16 protein-coding genes and 1 tRNA gene are annotated in these 18582 nt (G+C 58.8%); 11 read left to right on the plus strand and 6 right to left on the minus strand.

All coding sequences use genetic code 11. The annotated features are described in order from the left end of the window. Positions 1-118: 118 nt before the first annotated feature. A tRNA-Thr gene (locus H1Y61_RS17375) sits at positions 119-194 on the minus strand. Between the two features lie 83 nt (positions 195-277). Then, a complete protein-coding gene (locus H1Y61_RS17380) occupies positions 278-1243 on the minus strand; it encodes an NAD(P)H-dependent flavin oxidoreductase (protein WP_180573334.1) in 966 nt (321 codons plus the stop codon). 313 nt (positions 1244-1556) lie between these two features. On the opposite strand from H1Y61_RS17380, the gene H1Y61_RS17385 reads away from it, so the two are divergent. Next, positions 1557-2825: a hypothetical protein gene (locus H1Y61_RS17385; protein ID WP_180573335.1), complete on the plus strand. Its 1269-nt coding sequence runs from the start codon at positions 1557-1559 to the stop codon at positions 2823-2825. A 106-nt stretch (positions 2826-2931) separates the two neighbouring features. Here the strand turns inward: H1Y61_RS17385 and ppk2 are convergent, their stop codons facing one another. Then, on the minus strand, positions 2932-3816 hold the full coding sequence (gene ppk2, locus H1Y61_RS17390; RefSeq protein ID WP_180573336.1) for a polyphosphate kinase 2: 885 nt from the start codon (positions 3814-3816) through the stop codon (positions 2932-2934). A 251-nt stretch (positions 3817-4067) separates the two neighbouring features. Between ppk2 and phoR the strand changes: the two genes are divergently transcribed. The 7 genes from phoR to phoB all read left to right on the plus strand — a co-directional run bounded on the left by phoR (position 4068) and on the right by phoB (position 12163). Beyond that, the gene (gene phoR / locus H1Y61_RS17395) at positions 4068-5285 is read left to right on the plus strand and encodes a phosphate regulon sensor histidine kinase PhoR (protein ID WP_180574549.1); all 1218 of its coding nucleotides are present in this window, start codon (positions 4068-4070) and stop codon (positions 5283-5285) included. A 193-nt stretch (positions 5286-5478) separates the two neighbouring features. Then, a complete protein-coding gene (locus H1Y61_RS17400; RefSeq protein ID WP_174109777.1) occupies positions 5479-6504 on the plus strand; it encodes a substrate-binding domain-containing protein in 1026 nt (341 codons plus the stop codon). Between the two features lie 127 nt (positions 6505-6631). Further along, positions 6632-8119, plus strand: a complete 1488-nt coding sequence (gene pstC, locus H1Y61_RS17405; RefSeq protein WP_015914772.1) for a phosphate ABC transporter permease subunit PstC — start codon at positions 6632-6634, stop codon at positions 8117-8119. After that, positions 8116-9453, plus strand: a complete 1338-nt coding sequence (gene pstA / locus H1Y61_RS17410) for a phosphate ABC transporter permease PstA (protein ID WP_180573337.1) — start codon at positions 8116-8118, stop codon at positions 9451-9453. Before pstC ends, pstA begins: the two co-directional genes overlap by 4 nt. Before the next feature lie 98 nt (positions 9454-9551). Continuing rightward, the gene (gene pstB / locus H1Y61_RS17415; protein ID WP_180573338.1) at positions 9552-10367 is read left to right on the plus strand and encodes a phosphate ABC transporter ATP-binding protein PstB; all 816 of its coding nucleotides are present in this window, start codon (positions 9552-9554) and stop codon (positions 10365-10367) included. A gap of 43 nt (positions 10368-10410) precedes the next feature. Beyond that, positions 10411-11118, plus strand: coding sequence for a phosphate signaling complex protein PhoU (phoU, locus tag H1Y61_RS17420; protein WP_015914769.1), 708 nt, complete (start codon positions 10411-10413; stop codon positions 11116-11118). A 361-nt stretch (positions 11119-11479) separates the two neighbouring features. Next, complete coding sequence (gene phoB, locus H1Y61_RS17425) at positions 11480-12163, plus strand: phosphate regulon transcriptional regulator PhoB (protein WP_015914768.1); 684 nt, start codon at positions 11480-11482, stop codon at positions 12161-12163. A 104-nt stretch (positions 12164-12267) separates the two neighbouring features. Here phoB and H1Y61_RS17430 read toward each other — a convergent pair whose 3' ends face one another. Further along, positions 12268-12819, minus strand: a complete 552-nt coding sequence (locus H1Y61_RS17430; protein WP_180573339.1) for a GcrA family cell cycle regulator — start codon at positions 12817-12819, stop codon at positions 12268-12270. Between the two features lie 429 nt (positions 12820-13248). Between H1Y61_RS17430 and H1Y61_RS17435 the strand changes: the two genes are divergently transcribed. From H1Y61_RS17435 to H1Y61_RS17445, 3 genes are all read left to right on the plus strand, one after another. Continuing rightward, positions 13249-14457 (plus strand): aspartate aminotransferase family protein, encoded by a 1209-nt coding sequence (locus H1Y61_RS17435; protein ID WP_180573340.1) that lies wholly within the window; start codon positions 13249-13251, stop codon positions 14455-14457. Positions 14458-14472: 15 nt separating this feature from the next. Next, positions 14473-15390 (plus strand): ornithine carbamoyltransferase, encoded by a 918-nt coding sequence (gene argF, locus H1Y61_RS17440; protein ID WP_156537832.1) that lies wholly within the window; start codon positions 14473-14475, stop codon positions 15388-15390. Between the two features lie 292 nt (positions 15391-15682). After that, positions 15683-16672 carry an Hsp33 family molecular chaperone gene (locus H1Y61_RS17445; RefSeq protein ID WP_041696131.1) on the plus strand — a complete coding sequence of 330 codons (990 nt, stop codon included), beginning with the start codon at positions 15683-15685 and terminating at the stop codon, positions 16670-16672. Positions 16673-16683: 11 nt separating this feature from the next. Here the strand turns inward: H1Y61_RS17445 and H1Y61_RS17450 are convergent, their stop codons facing one another. After that, on the minus strand, positions 16684-17964 hold the full coding sequence (locus tag H1Y61_RS17450; protein ID WP_409363988.1) for a glycerate kinase type-2 family protein: 1281 nt from the start codon (positions 17962-17964) through the stop codon (positions 16684-16686). Positions 17965-17972: 8 nt separating this feature from the next. Beyond that, positions 17973-18569, minus strand: coding sequence for a DsbA family protein (locus tag H1Y61_RS17455; RefSeq protein ID WP_180573341.1), 597 nt, complete (start codon positions 18567-18569; stop codon positions 17973-17975). Between the last annotated feature and the right edge of the window lie 13 nt (positions 18570-18582).

Genomic DNA, 18582 nt, shown 5'->3' on the forward strand with positions numbered 1-18582 from the left:
AACGCCGCCTGTCGAAATCTGCTCAATCAATTGAAATCGAGAGACATTTAAGCAGACATAAATTATCGAAGACCTTGGGGAGCTATCGTTTTCGACCGCAAATTCAAGGGAATTCAAGTGGTGCCGCTTGCAGGACTCGAACCTGCGACCCCATCATTACGAATGATGTGCTCTACCACCTGAGCTAAAGCGGCACGCGAGGCCGAAGACCAGCCTGCGATGTGTGCGGGTGGATACAGGCAAACATTGCAGATTTCAAGATGCCTTTTGGTATCCGTTACACTTTTCCGCAGATCCTGTCCCGGGCGGCGCGATATTCCGTGTCCAATCGATCGACCAGCGCGGCAACGGGTTCCACGGCCTTGATGGCACCGATGCCTTGGCCGCAGCCCCAGATGTCCTTCCACGCTTTGGCGCCGGTGACGGCGCTGCCGAAATCCATCTTGCTGGGATCGGCTTCCGGCAATTTGTCAGGGTCGAGGCCCGAGGCAACAATGGATGAGCGCAGGTAATTGCCGTGAATGCCGGTAAAATAGTTAGAGTAGACGATATCGGTGGCGCTGGCCTCAACAAGAGCCTGCTTGTAGGCATCCGGCGCCCGCGCCTCTTGCGTGGCAATGAAGGGCGAACCGATATAGGCCATGTCGGCACCGGCTGCTTGAGCGGCAAGAATGGCGCCGCCGGTCGAGATCGAACCGGCAAGCAGCAGCGGCCCATCGAACCATTCGCGGATTTCCTGTAGGAGCGCGAAGGGTGACAGCGTTCCCGCATGACCACCAGCCCCAGCGGCAACCGCGATCAGGCCGTCGGCGCCCTTGCGGATCGCCGAATGGGCATGGCGATTGTTGATCACGTCATGCAGCACGATACCGCCGTAAGAATGGATCGCGGCATTCACCTCCGGCACGGCGCCCAGCGAAGAGATGACGATCGGTACCTTGTATTTGACGCACATGCCCAGGTCGTGCTCCAGCCGTTTGTTGGAGCCGTGGACGATCTGGTTGACGGCGAAAGGCGCAGCCGGACGCTCGGGATGGGCGCGGTCATGGGCGGCAAGCTCCTGGGTAATCTCATCCAGCCACTCGTCCAGTTGCGCTTCTGGACGGGCGTTCAACGCCGGGAAGGCGCCAACCACACCCGCCTTGCACTGCGCCACCGTCAAGCGCGGATGCGAAATGATGAACAGGGGAGATGCGATCACCGGAAGCTTGAGGTGACGGGACAGGATATCTGGAAGAGCCATTGGGGGCCTCAAAAAATTGACGTTCGCGTAAACGTCAAAAGGTTAGCAGACCTGCTGGCAGTTGAAAAGAGCAGAGCCCATTGCCGCTACACTGAGAATAAGGCGGTGTGCATCTGGTCCACCGGGCGAGACCGAACGTGATCCAGAACCATCGTAAGCCGCTCGCCAGGCTTTATAATGATGTTTTTCCACTATCGATCTGTCGGGGGATGGGCTGCGGGCTTGCGGTTTGCCTAGTCTCCGATTACCGATTCAAGGGAAGAAGAATGCCCGATACATTTCGTCGCGGGCCATGAATGTGGAAAGGTCTCGCGTGAGCGGATTGGAAACGGCCATCAGAAGCGCCCTCGACCGGTCGGAGCGATCGCGGGCTGAAGTTCGGGCCAGAATTTACCAGTCTGCGCGACAGGCTCTGGAAGCAGGCCTCAAGAAGCAGAATGTCAATGATCCGGAGACCGTGGCCGAGCAGCGCCATCGGCTGGAAGCGACCATTCATGCGATCGAGCAGCAGGAGCGGGCACGGCTGAAAGCCGAAGCCGCCGTTGAGCCTGTGTCACGCGCTCCGGCTCCGCCGCCCATGTCGCCATCTCTCTCGACATCAACGCCGCCAAGAGGTCCCGCGCCATCGGTTTCAGCCGATGCGAACGCTCCGGGCGACGATTCAGCCTCGCTGTCCTTCGGTGTCGATCGGGATCACGGGCGGCCTGCCGAACCAAGCCTCGACCTTGATGATGTACGGGCCGAACGGCATGACCGGGCGGATCCGGCAGGCATGTCAAGTTTTGCTTCGTTTTCGGCCCGGCCAAAGAATGTAGAGCCAGAGAGCGCGGAAGACGAGTATGACGAGGAGCCTGTCCGTGGCATGCGGGCGGAGCCGGTGGCAAAGCCACGCCGTCGCCGGGGCGTCCTGTCGCGCTTGCTAATTTCCGTCACCCTCCTGTCTTCCATCGGCATTGCGGCTTGGTGGGTCTATTCCACCGGCCTGTTGCTGTCTCCTGACCAGCGGCAGACGGGCGCGCCCTCACCGACGCCGACTGTGTCGTCGGAAGACTTCAATGGCGACCAGCCCACCGATAAATCCAGCGGCGAAGCGGCAAACGAGCCAAAGACAATCGATCCGCAACGCGGTTTTTCCAATGATTGGATAGAGGCCTTCCAGCCCGGCGACGCCTCGAAAATCAAGGCAAGGCCAAATGCCACGGCGGAAGTCGTCGGCGCCAGCGATGGCCAGGCTGTCCACATCGTTTCACGCAGCACCGACATGGATGGGACGGCCGCCATCGAAATAGCGCCTGACCTGTTGCGGCAAATGGCTGGAGGGACCTCGACCATTGCCCTGACTGTGCAGTCCTTTGGTGAAAAACCGGTTCAGTTCTCGCTGAGTTGCGCGTTTGATCGTCTGGGCGACTGCGCCCGTCACCGTTTCACAGCCAATCCGGAAAAGGCCGACCTGTTGTTTCGAGTGACCCTGCCGAACGGCATCGCTCCCAACGCGCCTGGGCAGCTTCTGATCAACGCCGATATCAGCGGTCAGGGCAATGGCATCAATCTTTATGCTGTGCGCGTTCTTCCCGGCAAGTGATGGCGGTGGCAGTATCGTTATCTCGACCGAAACCCGAAAAGATACTGCCGCACGCCAAAGCTGCTGAATGTCCGCTTGAAAAACACCCTGCGGACAACTTCCGCCGTCAGAGAATATCCGGCGCCTCTGCGACGATCTTTTTATCAATCTCGCCGATCGCCTTTATGTCGCGCCCTTCATAGTCAAGGGAAAGCAGCATATGCCTTATGACATTGAGGTGAGCCCGGCGCTTGTCATTGGCCTTGACTACAATCCACGGGGCGTGCTTGGTATGGGTTTCCTTCAGCATCCGGTCGCGTTTCTCGGTATAATCGCCCCATTTATCCAGGGCGGCAATGTCCATGGGCGATAGTTTCCAGACCTTCAGCGGATCGTGACGGCGGTCATGAAATCGCTTGATCTGCATTTCCTGGCCGATATCGAGCCAGAATTTGAAGAAATAAATGCCCTCTTGCTCGATCAGCTTTTCAAACCGTGGCGCCTGTTCCAGGAAATGCTCGTATTGATCGGGCGTGCAAAAACCCATGACCGGCTCCACAACTGCTCGATTGTACCATGAACGGTCGAACAACGACATGTCGCCGCCGCCCGGAAAATGGGTGATATAGCGCTGAAAATACCATTGACCGAGTTCCGTTTCTGATGGCTTGGTCAAGGCGACGTTGTGGACCGATCGAGGATTCATATATTCGAGAATGGAGTGGATCGTGCCGCCTTTGCCAGCCGCATCCCGCCCCTCGAACAGAGCCATCACCCGTTTGCGGGTCGATTGCAGCCAATACTGCACCTTGACCAGTTCGATCTGGAGTTTTTTCAACTCCTCCTCATAGACCTCTCTTTTCAACTTCTTGTCATAGGGATGACCGCCAGAGCTCAGCGCTTCCTTTTCAACCCAGTCCGGCAGAACCGGATCGTCGATATCAAAGGCGCGCAATTCACCCCTGATCCGCAAAGTTACGCCACGACTGCCTGACTGCTGCTCATCACCCATTCCATTCTCCCTGTCGCCGCACTGTCTGATTTGAGTATATTGACCATGAAACTGTCAAAATCTTCAACAACCTGTTTGAAACGTGGGAGTGCGACGCTTCGTTCCCGTCCGTGCGTTGACATTCATTCGTGCGTAGGCGGTAAAAACCTGTCATGCAACAGGAATAGGGTATCTCTCCAGCCCACCCATACCGCCGCCGGAGGTTTTCATTGAAGCAGTTATTTCCATCCTGGCGGCGCTTTGGCGAGCGATTGCGCGACCGCTGGGATTTTATCCTCCTGGCGATCCTGGTCTCCGGCTCGTCGGTGTTGGCCGGTGCCGATAGCGAGTTCGGCGTCGTCTTGCTGCTCTTTTCGCTGATGGTCATCCTGCTCTATAAGGGCGCAGAAGACAAAGATCCGCCGGTGCATTTCCCTGTGGCGGCCTCGCCTGTCTTGCCGCACGGCGAGGAAGTCGAGGGGCTTGTGCAGGCGACGATCGCGGCCATCGACCTGCCCTGCGTGGTCTTTGGCTCGGATGGAGGCGTGGTCTTCCAGAACGGCGCTGCCGAAAAGGCGTTTGGTAAGCTGGAAACCGGCATGCATATTTCTGCCCGCTGGCGGTCGCCCGGCATTCTCGACATGGTGCGCGAGACTGTCGGCAATGGCTTGCCCAACCAGATCGAACATTCCGAGGTGCTGCCCTCCGAGCGGGTCTTCGCGGTGCGGGTCGCGCCTCTGTCCCTACCGCAACTGAAGCGGGATTCGGCCCTTTTCGTCATGACGTTTCGCGATATTTCGGAACTGCGCCGGATCGACAGAATGCGTTCGGATTTCGTCGCCAATGCCAGCCACGAACTGCGCACGCCGCTTGCCTCCTTGCGCGGTTTCATCGAGACCCTGCTCGGCCCCGCCCGCAACGACCTGAAAGCGCAGGAGCGCTTTCTGGGCATCATGCTGGATCAGGCCAACCGGATGAGCCGGCTGGTGGACGATCTGCTGTCCCTGTCGCGGCTGGAGTTGAAAGCCCATCTGGCGCCCGACCAGAAAGTGGCGCTACAGCCCGTTCTAAGCCATGTGCGGGACAGCCTGACCCCACTCGCCGCGGAGCTGGATGTGGATCTGCGCCTGCATCTGCCACAGGAGAGCATCGAGGTTACGGGCGACCGCGACGAACTGATCCAGGTTTTCGAAAACCTGATCGAAAATGCCTGTAAATATGGCCAGGAAGGCAAGCAGGTGGACGTCTTTCTACGCCAGAAAACAAGCGGCGTGGAAGTCAGCGTGGTGGACAAGGGACCGGGCGTGCCCGCCGAGGATGTGCCGCGTCTGACCGAACGCTTTTACCGTGTCAGTGTGGCCGATAGCCGCTCCAAGAAAGGAACCGGACTGGGGCTTGCCATTGTCAAGCATATCCTGACCCGCCACCGCGCGCGGCTGATCATCCGCTCGGAACTTGGCCAGGGGACAGATTTTACCGTCCGTTTTTGACAGATCTCATGTCTCTTCTCGATCTCCATAATTTTTTCCTATATGTATCAATAGGTTGAACTGTCACAAATGTTTCACCTAACTGACATAAAAGCAAAGCCTGTCGGGGCTTAAGAACAAGCCGCCGGAGCACGGCGATTGTAAGCGACAGACGCTTGCATCCCACACGAAAGCTCATTCTCGGGAGAGATAAATGAATATGCTGAAACTGTCCGTAGCGGCTCTGGTCGCCTCAGTCGCCTTTGCTGGCGCCGCCGCTGCGCGTGATCAGGTCCAGATCGCTGGTTCCTCCACCGTTCTTCCCTATGCCAAGATCGTTGCTGAAACCTTTGGCGAGACCTTTACCAAGTTCAAAACCCCGGTCGTTGAATCCGGCGGCACAGGCGCTGGCCTGAAGGAATTCTGCAAGGGCGTTGGTCCGGAAACCATCGATATCGCCAATGCCTCGCGCCCGATCAACAAGTCTGAAGCCGAAGCCTGTAAGGCTGCTGGCGTGACCGACATCCAGGAAGTCAAGTTCGGCTATGACGGCATCGTTTTCGCCGTCGATAGCTCCAACAAGGACCTCGCCCTGGTGCCGACCGACCTTTACAAGGGTCTGGCTGCTGAAGTCGTGGTTGACGGCAAGCTTGTTGCCAACCCCTACAAGAAGTGGTCGGAAGTCAACAAGGACCTGCCGGACACCGATATCATGGCGTTTATTCCGGGCGAAAAGCACGGCACGCGCGAAGTGTTCGAAGTCAACGTTCTCCAGCAGGGCTGCAAGGACGCCGGTGCTCTTGATGTGATCAAGGCCGCCATCGGCGAAAAGGATGCGCCTAAGAAGTGCATCGCCGTGCGTAAGGATGGCAAGGCTGTCGATATTGATGGCGATTACAGCGAAACGCTGGCCCGCATCGCCGCCAACAAGACTGCCATTGGCGTATTTGGCCTGTCCTTCTATGAAAACAATGCCGACAAACTGAAGGTTGCCACCGTTTCCGGCGTCAAGCCTTCGGTTGAAACCGTTGCCACTGGCAAATACCCGGTTTCGCGTCCGCTGTTCTTCTACGTCAAGAAGGCCCATCTCGGCGTTATCCCTGGCATGAAGGAATATGTCGATTTCTTCCTGTCCGAGCAGATGATCGGCCCTGACGGCCCGCTGGCCAATTACGGCCTGGTTCCTGCTCCCGACAAGGAGCGCGAAGAGTTCCGCGCCAAGTTCACCGCTGGCAAGTAAAACCTTGAGGCTGGCGCGGACACTGTCCGCGCCAGCCTCATCATGATGTTGCAGTTGATGTTTATTGATGACGTAACATGCGGCCCAGCCTTTTGCGGCAGGGCATGGAGAGGCCGGGGATGGTAGAATGAGTACGTCAATCCTAATTTTTATCGTCATTGCTATCGGGATCATCGGCTACCTGCTGGGCTCGTCACGGGCACAGTCGCTCGCACAAGGCCGCGCGTCTGCCCTGCATTCCCGCTATGGCTATCATGGCAGTTTTGTTTCTATTCTGGCAGTTGTACCCGCCTTCCTGGTGCTGGGCCTCTGGATGGCGATTGCGCCATCGCTGATCGAAACGCGTGTGCGCGATGCGATGCCCGATGCGGTCAAGGCACAGGCAGGAGCCACCCAGAACCTCAATTACGGCACCATCGGTGCGATCGCTCGTGGCCTGAAAAGCCTTGACGACGACCAATTGGCCAAGTTGAAAAGCGCAGATGCCACGACTGCCCGCACAATGCTGGCCGAACAAGGCGTACCGCTGGCCGGCGAGCCTGAGCCCTACATGATCGTGGCGGCGGAGGCCTTGAACGGCATGCGCGCCATCAACGATCTGGCGTTGACCATCGTGGTAATCGCCACCTCGCTCGCAGGCGCCCTGTTCGGGCTTCGGTTGATCGCGCCACGCTTTCGCGCCCGCAACCGGGTGGAGCAAGCCATTCAGGCGGCCTTGGTCATCTGCTCTTCCATCGCCATTTTGACGACAGTCGGCATCATCATGTCGATGTTGACGGAAGCCACCCACTTCTTCCGGGAGGTTCCAGCCTGGCGGTTCTTCTTCGGGACAGTCTGGGACCCCCGGTTTGCCGCTGCTGGCGCCACCGATACCGGCGGCCAGTTCGGATTGATCCCGCTTCTGCTCGGCACGCTCTATATCGGCGTGGTCGCCATGTTGTTTGCCGTGCCCGTTGGTCTGTTTGCTGCCATCTACATGGCCGAATATGCATCGCCACGGCTGCGCTCGATCACCAAGCCACTGCTGGAAGTGCTGGCCGGTATTCCGACCATCGTCTACGGCTTCTTCGCGCTGACCTCGGTCGGTCCGTTCCTGCGGGATATCTCCGCCAAGATCAACGGCATCGCCACCGGCGATTTTGTCAGCTTCATCCAGGCACAGAGCGTGCTGACGGCAGGCTTTGTGATGGGGATCATGCTGATCCCCTATGTCTCCTCCCTGTCGGACGACATCATCACCGCTGTGCCGCGCTCGCTCCGGGATGGTTCGCTTGGCCTTGGCGCCACGCGGTCAGAAACGGTCAAGCGGGTGATCCTGCCGGCAGCACTTCCGGGTATTGTCGGCGCGCTGCTGATGACGGCATCGCGCGCTATCGGCGAAACCATGATCGTGGTGCTGGCCGCAGGCGTTGCGGCGCGCATCCAGCTTAATCCTTTCGAGCCGATGACAACGGTCACCGTCAAGATCGTCAACCAGCTGACCGGCGACCTTGAATTCACCTCGCCGCAAACGCTGGTGGCCTTCGCCCTGGGTATCACCCTGTTTGCCATCACGCTTTGCCTTAATATCTATGCGCTTTACATCGTGCGCAAATACCGGGAGCAGTACGAATGAGCGAGACCCTCTCCCCCGCTGCGGCAGGCCACGGCACTGGCGCCCTTGCCACCGTATCGCGTCCTCGCCGCGACATCGGCATCAAGCGCCGCTATGCCGCCGAGCGCCGTTTCCGGGCCTATGGCATCATCGCCATCAGCTTTGGCTTGCTGTTCTTGTTCCTGCTGCTCGCGTCGGTGGTTTCCAAAGGTTATACAGCCTTCTGGCAGACGACGATCACCGTGCCGGTTGAATTCAGCGAAAAGCTGATCGATCCGAGCAACCAGCGCGCCACCAACCCCGACGTGTTAGTTGCTGCCAATTATCCGGTTCTGGTGCGCAATGCGCTGGCGGCAAAACTGAAGATCGATACATCCAATCGTCCGGCAATGAAGCAATTGACCGAGATGGTCTCCGACAATGTCCGCGTCCAATTGCGCAACATGGTTGTTGCCGATCCATCGATCATCGGCAAGACGGTTCCGGTCTCGGTCCTGGCCAGTGCCACAATCGATACGGCCTTCAAGGGGCAATTCGACCTGACTGTCGATGAGAGCAGCCGGAAAATTTCTGACCAGCAGATCGGCTGGATGAATGCGCTGGCTGAAAGCGGCGCGCTGGCCAAGTCCTTCAATACCGGTATTTTCGTCAATGGTGCATCGAGCCGCCCGGAAGCGGCAGGCGTTGGCGTGGCCTTGATCGGCACTGCCTATATGATGCTGACCGTGTTGATCCTGGCTCTGCCGATCGGCGTGGCAACCTCGATCTATCTTGAGGAATTTGCGCCAAAGAACCGTTGGACCGACCTGATCGAGGTCAACATCAACAATCTCGCAGCCGTTCCCTCTATCGTCTTTGGTCTGCTGGGTCTGGCGGTGTTCATCAACTTTGCCGGTCTGCCGCGCTCGGCCTCGCTGGTCGGCGGACTGGTGCTGACCCTGATGACGCTACCGACGATCATCATCGCCACGCGCGCAGCCTTGAAGGCCGTTCCTCCGTCGATCCGCGCTGCGGCGCTCGGTCTTGGCGCATCCAAGATGCAGACCGTGTTCCATCACGTCCTGCCGCTCGCCATGCCCGGCGTGTTGACTGGCACGATTATCGGCCTTGCCCATGCACTAGGTGAGACCGCGCCGCTGCTATTGATTGGCATGGTGGCTTTCGTGGCGGATTATCCCGGCACACCGCTTGATCCGTCCACGGCGCTGCCGGTGCAGATCTATATGTGGGCCAATGAAGCCGAGCGCGCTTTTGTGGAGCGGACGTCCGGCGCCATCATCATTCTGTTGATCTTCCTGCTGATCATGAATGTCGGTGCCATCCTGCTGCGCCGGCGGTTTGAGCGGCGCTGGTAGAGGAAAGTTGAACTACGGTCCTGGACGATGACGTCCAGGAAACTTCATCGCCGCCTTCGTCAAGCGATTGCGAAAAGACAGGCCGGAGGGTTAAGAACATGAACATGATGTCTGAAGCAGCAGTTGAAAAGGCCTTGGATCAGAAGATGACCGAAGTGAACACCAAGATGGTCGGCAAGGACGTGTCCGTTTACTACGGCGAAAAGCGCGCCCTGTTCGACGTAAACCTGAATGTCCGCGAAAATACCGTCACGGCGCTGATCGGTCCTTCGGGTTGCGGCAAGTCTACCTTCTTGCGGACGCTGAACCGCATGAACGACACCATCGATCATTGCCGGGTGACGGGTCTGATCACCCTCGACGGCATGGATATCTACGATCCGTCCATCGACGTTGTCGAGCTTCGCGCCCGCGTCGGCATGGTGTTCCAGAAGCCGAACCCGTTCCCCAAGTCGATCTACGAAAACATTGCTTACGGCCCGCGCATCCATGGTCTCGCCCGCAACAAGGCAGACATGGACCAGATCGTTGAAAAGAGCCTTCAGCGCGCCGGTCTTTGGAACGAAGCAAAGGATCGCCTACAGGAGCCGGGAACGGGCCTGTCCGGCGGACAGCAGCAGCGTCTGTGCATTGCCCGCGCCATTGCCGTCAGCCCCGAAGTCATCCTGATGGACGAGCCCTGCTCGGCCCTGGACCCGATTGCGACGGCCAAGGTAGAAGAACTGATCCACGAATTGCGGGCCAATTTCACCATCGTCATCGTCACGCATTCGATGCAGCAGGCCGCTCGCGTGTCCCAGCGCACGGCAATGTTCCATCTCGGCCAGTTGGTCGAGGAAAACGATACCGACAAGATGTTCACCAACCCGGACGACCAGCGGACCCAGGACTATATCATGGGCCGGTTCGGCTGATCCGACGGTTGATTGAAAATGCATCTTTTTAAAGGATCAGAACATGACAGCGCATATCTACACCGCCTTTGACGAGGAACTGAAATATCTAATGCGCCGCATTTCGGAAATGGGCGGTCTGGCCGAGCAGATGGTGGGTGAATCCGTTCGCGCGCTGGTCAATTCCGATGCCGCCCTCGCCCAGAAGGTGATCTCCGACGACGTGATCATGGACAATGCCGAGCGCGAAGTGGGTGACAAAGCGATCGTCACCATCGCAAAACGTCAGCCCATGGCCGCCGATCTGCGCGAAATCATCGGTGCGCTCAGGATTGCCTCGGATCTGGAGCGCGTCGGCGATCTCGGTAAGAACAATGCCAAGCGGGTCATGGCCGTGCAAGGCACCGGCGTGCCGCGCAAGCTGGCCCGCGGCATCGAGCATCTTTCGGAACTGGCGATGACCCAGCTCAAGGAAGTGCTGGATGTCTACACCACCCGCTCGGCGGAAAAGGCCAAGTCGATCCGCGACCGCGATGAGGAGATTGATGCGATCTACACCTCGCTGTTTCGCGAATTGCTGACCTATATGATGGAAGATCCGCGCAACATCACCACCTGCACGCACCTTCTGTTCTGCGCCAAGAATATCGAGCGCATCGGCGACCATGCCACCAATATCGCCGAGACCATCTATTACATGGCCACTGGCGCACAGCCCGAGGGTGAGCGCCCGAAGGACGACACGACGACCGCTTTCGGGGTCGCCGATTGAGATGACAATGCGAGGATGTTGACCCATCCCCGCATTGCATGACGTGTTGATATCTCAAGGCATCAAGTCCTTGAGATATCAGAGAAAAATCATACCAGGAGCCATGTTCAATGGCTGCTGATATGAAAGCATGACGGAGATTGGCATCGGACGCCTGAGCGCCTGACGCTGAATGGGGTGGGGGCTTCACCCGAAGGTTCGACCTGTGGCGACAGGCCAGCCTTCCAGTCACAGTTGAGCGCCATCATGAAGCGCAAACATGCTGTAAACATCGAAATTCTCGTATTGCCGTGTTCTTTTTCGCCAGAGCGGACAAGAAAAGGCTTGCGGGAAGACTCTCTCATTGAAGGTATGGGATCGAATGCTGCCGAAAATTGCCGTCGTTGAAGACGAAGAAGCCCTGAGCGTCCTTTTGCGTTATAATCTGGAATCGGAAGGCTATGAGGTCGAAACCATTCTGCGGGGAGACGAAGCCGAGCTTCGCCTCCAGGAACGGGTGCCGGATCTGCTGATCCTCGATTGGATGTTGCCGGGTGTCTCCGGCATTGAGCTATGTCGTCGCCTGCGGATGCGGCCCGATACCGAGCGCCTGCCGATCATCATGCTGACCGCGCGTGGCGAAGAGAGCGAACGGGTGCGCGGACTTGCCACCGGTGCCGACGATTATGTCGTCAAACCGTTCTCGACCCCCGAACTGATGGCCCGGGTCAAGGCGATGCTGCGCCGCGCCAAGCCGGAAGTTCTGTCCAGCCTGCTGCGTTGCGGCGATATCGAGCTTGATCGCGAAACCCACCGTGTCCATCGCAAGAGCCGCGAAGTGCGCCTCGGGCCGACCGAATTCCGGCTGCTGGAGTTCCTGATGACCTCACCCGGCCGGGTGTTTTCGCGCTCTCAATTGCTGGATGGCGTCTGGGGCCATGACATTTATGTGGACGAGCGCACGGTCGATGTCCATGTCGGACGGCTGCGCAAGGCGCTTAACTTTTCCAATATGCAGGACGTGATCCGCACGGTGCGCGGCGCCGGCTATTCGATGGAAGCATAAGATCGCTGCTCGGTTTTTATGGACCGAAAACCCAGTGGAACGAAAAAAGCGAGCCGTGCGGCTCGCTTTTTTTATGACATGCGATCGGAGATCACGGGCAGAGATCAGCGCGCGTTCGCAGCAGCCCGGCGCCGCTCGTTTACTGGCTGGTAGGCGAGCTTCGCATGATATTTGCAATAGGGCGAATTGTCCTGGCTGTCGCAGCCGCAGAAGTGAAACTCATCGGTCATCGGGTCGCCAACCGGCCATTTGCAGGTCCGCTCGGTGAGATCCGTCAGCGACAGACGGCGCGAGGCTGGCAGAATGGTGGTGTTGAGAACCGGCAAGGCAGCCATGTTCTCGGCGACATCCATGTCGAGATCGTCGTTCAGCGCGGTCGCCGCAGCAGTGCGCGCGGCGGGACGTGGCGCGCTCGAAGGCGTGCGTGCGGCAAAGTTCGGGGCGCGGGGCGTGGACGGTGCTGGCCGCTTGGGTGTGCGCGCTGGTGTCGCCGCAGGACCGCCTGCCTTGGCGCGTCCGGGAAGGCACAACCGATGCACCTTGCCAATCACGGCATTCCGGCTGACGCCGCCAAGCTGCGTCGCAATCTGACTTGCGCTCAGGCCTTCGGCCCATAATTTCGTGAGTCTTTCAACTCGCTCGTCCGTCCAGTTCATGCCGCAATCTCCGCCTGGTGCACGCGCTTGACGCGGAATCCATCATCCATGTCCCGGAAGGTTCCGGAACCCAACTTTCCTCGTGTTGTTGGTGACTTTTCCGCCGCATGCAGTGTAGTAATTCGTTATTAACCTAGTGTGAGCCTGACTCCGTGACAAGAGTCGCCGAATCATCGTGAATCGAATTTCAGGCTTTTCCCCAACTTGCTATCCACCGATTTTTTATCGATGCTGTTTGTTCAACAGCGCTCGCAAGGACATGTCGGAGCGATGCCTTTGCCCCGATGTTTTGTTGACAACGCTGGCGGAAGCCGGAATAGTGCAAATGCCGCCGAAAGGCGGCATTTTTGATTTTTTCCACCGGTTTTTCGGTGGTTGGCCTATAAACTCATTGAGACTTCAAAAAGCCGCTCGAAAGGATTTTCCGTCATGGCTCAGACATCAACGCCGCTGTTCAACACGTTCTCACGTGCGCCGCTGCGTTTCGAGCGAGGCGAGGGCCCGTGGCTTTACACTGAAACAGGTGAGCAATATCTCGACTTTGCTGGCGGCGTCGCCGTGACGTCCTGCGGTCATTCGCATCCGCATCTCGTGGACGCCTTAAAAAGCCAGGCGGAGAAAGTCTGGCACCTTTCGAACCTCTATGAAGTTCCCGGCCAGGAACGCCTGGCCGCAAGGCTGGTCGAGGCAACATTTGCCGACAAGGTGTTCTTCACCAATTCGGGTGCCGAAGCGCTCGAATGCGCCATCAAGACGGCTCGCCGCTATCATTATAGCAAGGGCCATCCGGAGAAATTCCATATCATCACTTTCGAGGGTGCCTTTCATGGCCGCACCATCGCCACCATTGCGGCTGGCGGCCAGGAAAAATATCTTGAAGGTTTCGGCCCCAAGGCGCCCGGCTTCGACCAGGTGCCGTTCGGCGATCTCGACGCCTTGAAGGCGGCGATCACCGACAGCACGGCTGCGTTGCTGATCGAGCCTATCCAGGGCGAAGGCGGTATTCGCGTCGTGGGGAGCGAGTTCCTGCGCGAATTGCGGGCAATCTGCGACGAGAAGGGCCTGCTACTCATTCTCGACGAAGTACAGTCGGGCGTTGGCCGGACGGGCAAGTTCTTTGCCCATGAATGGGCTGGCCTCACACCCGATATCATGGCGGTGGCCAAGGGTATTGGCGGCGGCTTCCCGTTCGGTGCCTGCCTTGCCACAGAAGAGGCTGCGTCCGGCATGACGGCTGGCGTGCACGGCACGACCTATGGCGGCAACCCGCTGGCCATGGCGGTCGGCAATGCCGTTCTCGATCTGGTTCTCGCCGATGACTTCCTGCAAAATGTCCGGGATGTGGCGCTGATCTTCCGGCAGGGTCTGGCTGGTCTGAAAGACCGTTTTCCAGGCGTGATCGAAGACGTGCGCGGCGAAGGCCTGATGCTCGGCATCAAGGCCGCAGTGCCATCCTCGGACCTGCTGCATGCGATGCGCCACGAGCATATTCTGGGCGTTCCGGCAGGCGATAACGTCATCCGCCTGCTTCCGCCTCTGACGCTGACTGCTGAACAGGCCCGAGAAGGCCTCAAGCGCATCGAACAGGCCGCCGAGGCCTTGTCCGCGCAGGCCGCCCTCAAAATCGCTCAGGCATGAACGACAGGTAACACCATGGCATCCCCGAAACACTTCCTCGATCTCTCGGCCATGACGTCCGAGGACCTTCACTCTATTCTGTCCGACGCCCATCAGCGCAAGACCAGGACCCGGGCCGGAACAGCGGACAAGCCGCTGGCCGGCAAGATGCTGGCGATGATTTTCGAAAAGCCATCGACCCGCACCCGCGTCTCCTTCGATGTCGGCATGCGCCAACTGGGCGGCGAGACGCTGTTTTTGTCCGGCACGGAAATGCAACTTGGCCGCGCCGAGACGATTGGCGATACGGCCAAGGTTCTGTCGCGCTATGTCGATGCGATCATGATCCGCACCACTGATCACAACCGCCTGCTGGAATTGGCCGAACACGCCACCGTTCCGGTGATCAATGCGTTGACCGACCTGACCCATCCCTGCCAGATCATGGCTGACATCATGACCATCGAGGAACATCGCGGCCCGATCCGGGGCAAGACGCTGGCCTGGACGGGTGACGGCAACAATGTGCTGCATTCGCTGGTCGAAGGGGCGGCCCGCTTCGGCTACCGGATGAACATGGCAGTGCCAATGGGCTCTGAGCCGGAAGACCAGATCCTCAACTGGGCGCGCAACAATGGCGGCGAAATTATGCTGTGCCATGATGCCGACCGCGCCGTGTCCGGTGCCGATGCCGTGATCACCGATACCTGGGTATCAATGAACCTGGAGCATAAGGCACGCGGCCATAACGTCTTCCAGCCTTTCCAGGTCAATCCCGCCCTGATGAAACAGGCAAAGCCCGATGCATTGTTCATGCACTGCCTGCCCGCTCATCGCGGTGAGGAAGTGACCGATGAGGTGATCGACGGGCCGCAATCGGTTGTGTTCGACGAGGCGGAAAACCGGCTACATGCCCAGAAGTCCATCCTTGCCTGGTGTTTGGGCGCGGTTTGACAGTTTTCGGGCTGCTGAAAACCTTGAATAGTGGGATTGCAGGATGCGCTGCCCCTCGAGATTGCGAGAGCATGGCTGATGCGCAATTTTACCGCTTGATCTTGAGGCGGTAAGATACCATTTGTCCGTCTTGTTTCGAGGCATGGTCTTTTCCTCGGTTCAGACTGGTCGCTGTGAACCCACTATGACCAAATAATCGTCACGCAGTCGTTTTAGATTGCAGCGCCTTGCGGTAGATGCATGGCGTTGCCCTGCATTCATCCAGGGATGCATTCGTGCCAGGAGTTGTGCCATGACAGACAAATTGAGCGCGTTGGGCGAGTTCGGCTTTGCCGGCGACGACCGGGTCGTACCGTTCCAGGTCGATGGTCTGGATGTGAGGGGCCGTGCGGTCCAGCTCGGGCCTTTGCTCAACACGATCCTGGATCGGCATGACTATCCCCCGGCTGTTGCCCGCCTGCTGGCCGAAGCGATTGCGCTGACCGTGCTGATCGGTACCTCGCTGAAATTCGAGGGCAAGTTCATTGTCCAGACCAAAAGCGACGGTCCGGTGGATTTGCTGGTTTGCGATTTTGCCACGCCGGAAAATGTCCGTGCCTATGCCCGCTTTGACGAAGAGCGGTTGGCGCAGGCACTGGCGGACGGCAAATCGACACCGACCGACCTGCTCGGCGCCGGTATCCTGGCCTTCACCATCGATCAGGGCAATTACATGCAGCCCTATCAGGGCATCGTGCCGCTGGATGGCTCCTCGCTGGAAGACATTGCCGGTTTTTATTTTCGCCAGTCGGAGCAGATCCCGACGCGGGTGCGGCTAGCCGTCGCCGAGCTGTTTGATCGAGACAGTTCCGGCAAGCCGCGCCACAGCTGGCGCGCTGGCGGGTTGATCGCGCAATTTCTGCCGGAGGCCCCTGAACGCATGCATCAGGGCGACCTGCCGGGCGGTGATGGTGACGACAATGCGTATGACGGTCCCGATGATGACAATTGGGCGGAAGCCCGGATGCTGGTGGAAACCATCGATGGGGACGAGTTGACCGATCCGCAGATCGGCACCGAACGGCTACTGTTCCGGCTTTTCCACGAGCGCGGCGTCCGCGTTTATGAACCGCAGGCCGTTCATGATCGGTGCAGCTGTTCCCGCGACAAGATCAAGGGTGTGCTCAAGGGCTTTACCGCCGAGGAAATCGCCGCCAGCGAAGAAGAAGGCGAGATTTCCGTGACCTGCGAATTTTGTTCGACCACGTATAAATACGAGGCCGATGAAGTGACGCCCGCATAATTTGCGGGCGCTCAACGGATCAGGATTGCCCTGAAATCATTGACATTGGTGCCAGTCGGGCCGGTTTCGAACAGGTCGCCCAGCGCTTCAAAGGCGCTGTAGCTGTCATGGGCATCCAGCAGGGCCGCGCCATCCAGACCCTGTTGTTTTAACCTAATAATGCTGGTGCCATTGGCAAAGGCACCAGCATTATTTTCCGTGCCATCAATGCCGTCGGTGTCGGCGGCAAGCACCTCGATATCGTGGCCAGCAATGCCCAGCGCCATGGCGAGCGCGAAAGCGCCGTTGCGCCCACCGCGTCCTGTGGCCTGCGCGCCTTGGTTTTTGATGGTGACCGTGGTTTCGCCGCCGGACAGCAACACGACTGGCTTGGGAAATGGCCGGTCCTTAGCCGCGATTTCACGGGCCAGCGCCGCATGAACACTAGCCACATCGCGCGCCTCCCCCTCGATACTGTCGGATAGGATCGCGGCGCGCACGCCAGCAGCTTCTGCTGCAAGCGCTGCCGCCTCAAGCGAAACACCCGCCGAAGCAATGATATGATGCCGGTTGCTCGCAAAGGCTGGATCGTCTGGCCGGGGCGCATCGGCGGCTGGAGAATTCAGGTGGTCCAATGCCACCTGTGGCAGTCGCAAACCATAGGCGCGGATGATCTCCAGCGCCTGATGACGGGTCGAGGCATCCGGCACGGTCGGGCCGGAAGCAACATGCGCCGGATTGTCGCCAGGAATATCGGAAACAATCAGGCTGACGACCGGTGCTCTGGTCAAGGCCGCCAACCTCCCACCCTTGATGGTTGACAGGTGTTTGCGCACCACGTTCATCGCGCTGATCGGCGCACCGCAGGCCAGCAATTGCCTGTTGAGGTCGATCTCGTCTTCCAGCGTCATCCCGGCGGGCGGAGCGGGCAACAGTGCCGACCCGCCACCGCAGATCAGGGCAATCACCAGATCATCAGGCCCAAGCGAGGCAATGGCACGTTTCAGCCGCTCAGCTGCGGCGAGACCATTGGCATCAGGCACCGGATGGGCCGCTTCGAGCAGTTCAAGTTTGGCGAGCGGGCAGCCATAGCCGTATCGGGTAACGACAACACCTTCCAGCGGGCCGTCCCACAGCGTCTCCAAGGCCGCAGCCATCTGGGCGGCACCTTTGCCAGCACCCACAACCACCGTGCGGCCTTTCGGCCTTGCGGGCAAATGGGTTCGGATACCGTTCAGCGGATCGGCCGCCGCAACGGCGGCAGCAAACAGTGAGGCCAGAAAGGAACGGGGGGCAAGCGTCAGAGGAGTCATCACCAAACTTATGCAGCCCTCGCCTTGGCAATCGCCTCCTTCAGTGCTTTTTCATCCAGCGCGCCGGGATAGAGCGTCTTTCCGATCACGAAGGATGGCGTGCCGCGAAAATTCAGCGCGTCCGCCTGAAGCCAGTTGCGGTCAAGCAGGCGGGAAATCTTGTTGCTGTTCTTGTTGGCCGCAGCCTTGACGGCGGTCATGTTGACCCCAACGCTTTCAAGCGCCTGGGAAACGCTATCGGGCGTCAATCCGCCCTTCATATCCAGCAGGGCATCTTGGGCCGCTTTGTACTGGCCAAGGTCGGGAATAGAGAGAACAGCTTGGGCCGCAACGACCGAAGCCGGACCAAAGACTGGCCAATCCTTCATCACCAGCCGCACATGACCGTCGTCCTTCACCACTTTGCTGACAATAGGGTGATAGGTTTTGCAGTAGCCGCATTGATAATCGAAGAATTCGGCAATGGTGACATCACCCTTTGGATTGCCCAGCACAGGAATATCCTTATCGAAGAAAATCTCCTGCGGACCGAGCTCCTTGGCCCTCAGCAAACCGGGCGTAGCGAGGCAAGCGGCAGCAGCAACCAGTGTCCGGCGTTTGATCATGATGGAATCCCCA

It is taken from the genome of Agrobacterium vitis, from assembly GCF_013426735.1.
GTDB lineage: Bacteria > Pseudomonadota > Alphaproteobacteria > Rhizobiales > Rhizobiaceae > Allorhizobium > Allorhizobium vitis_D.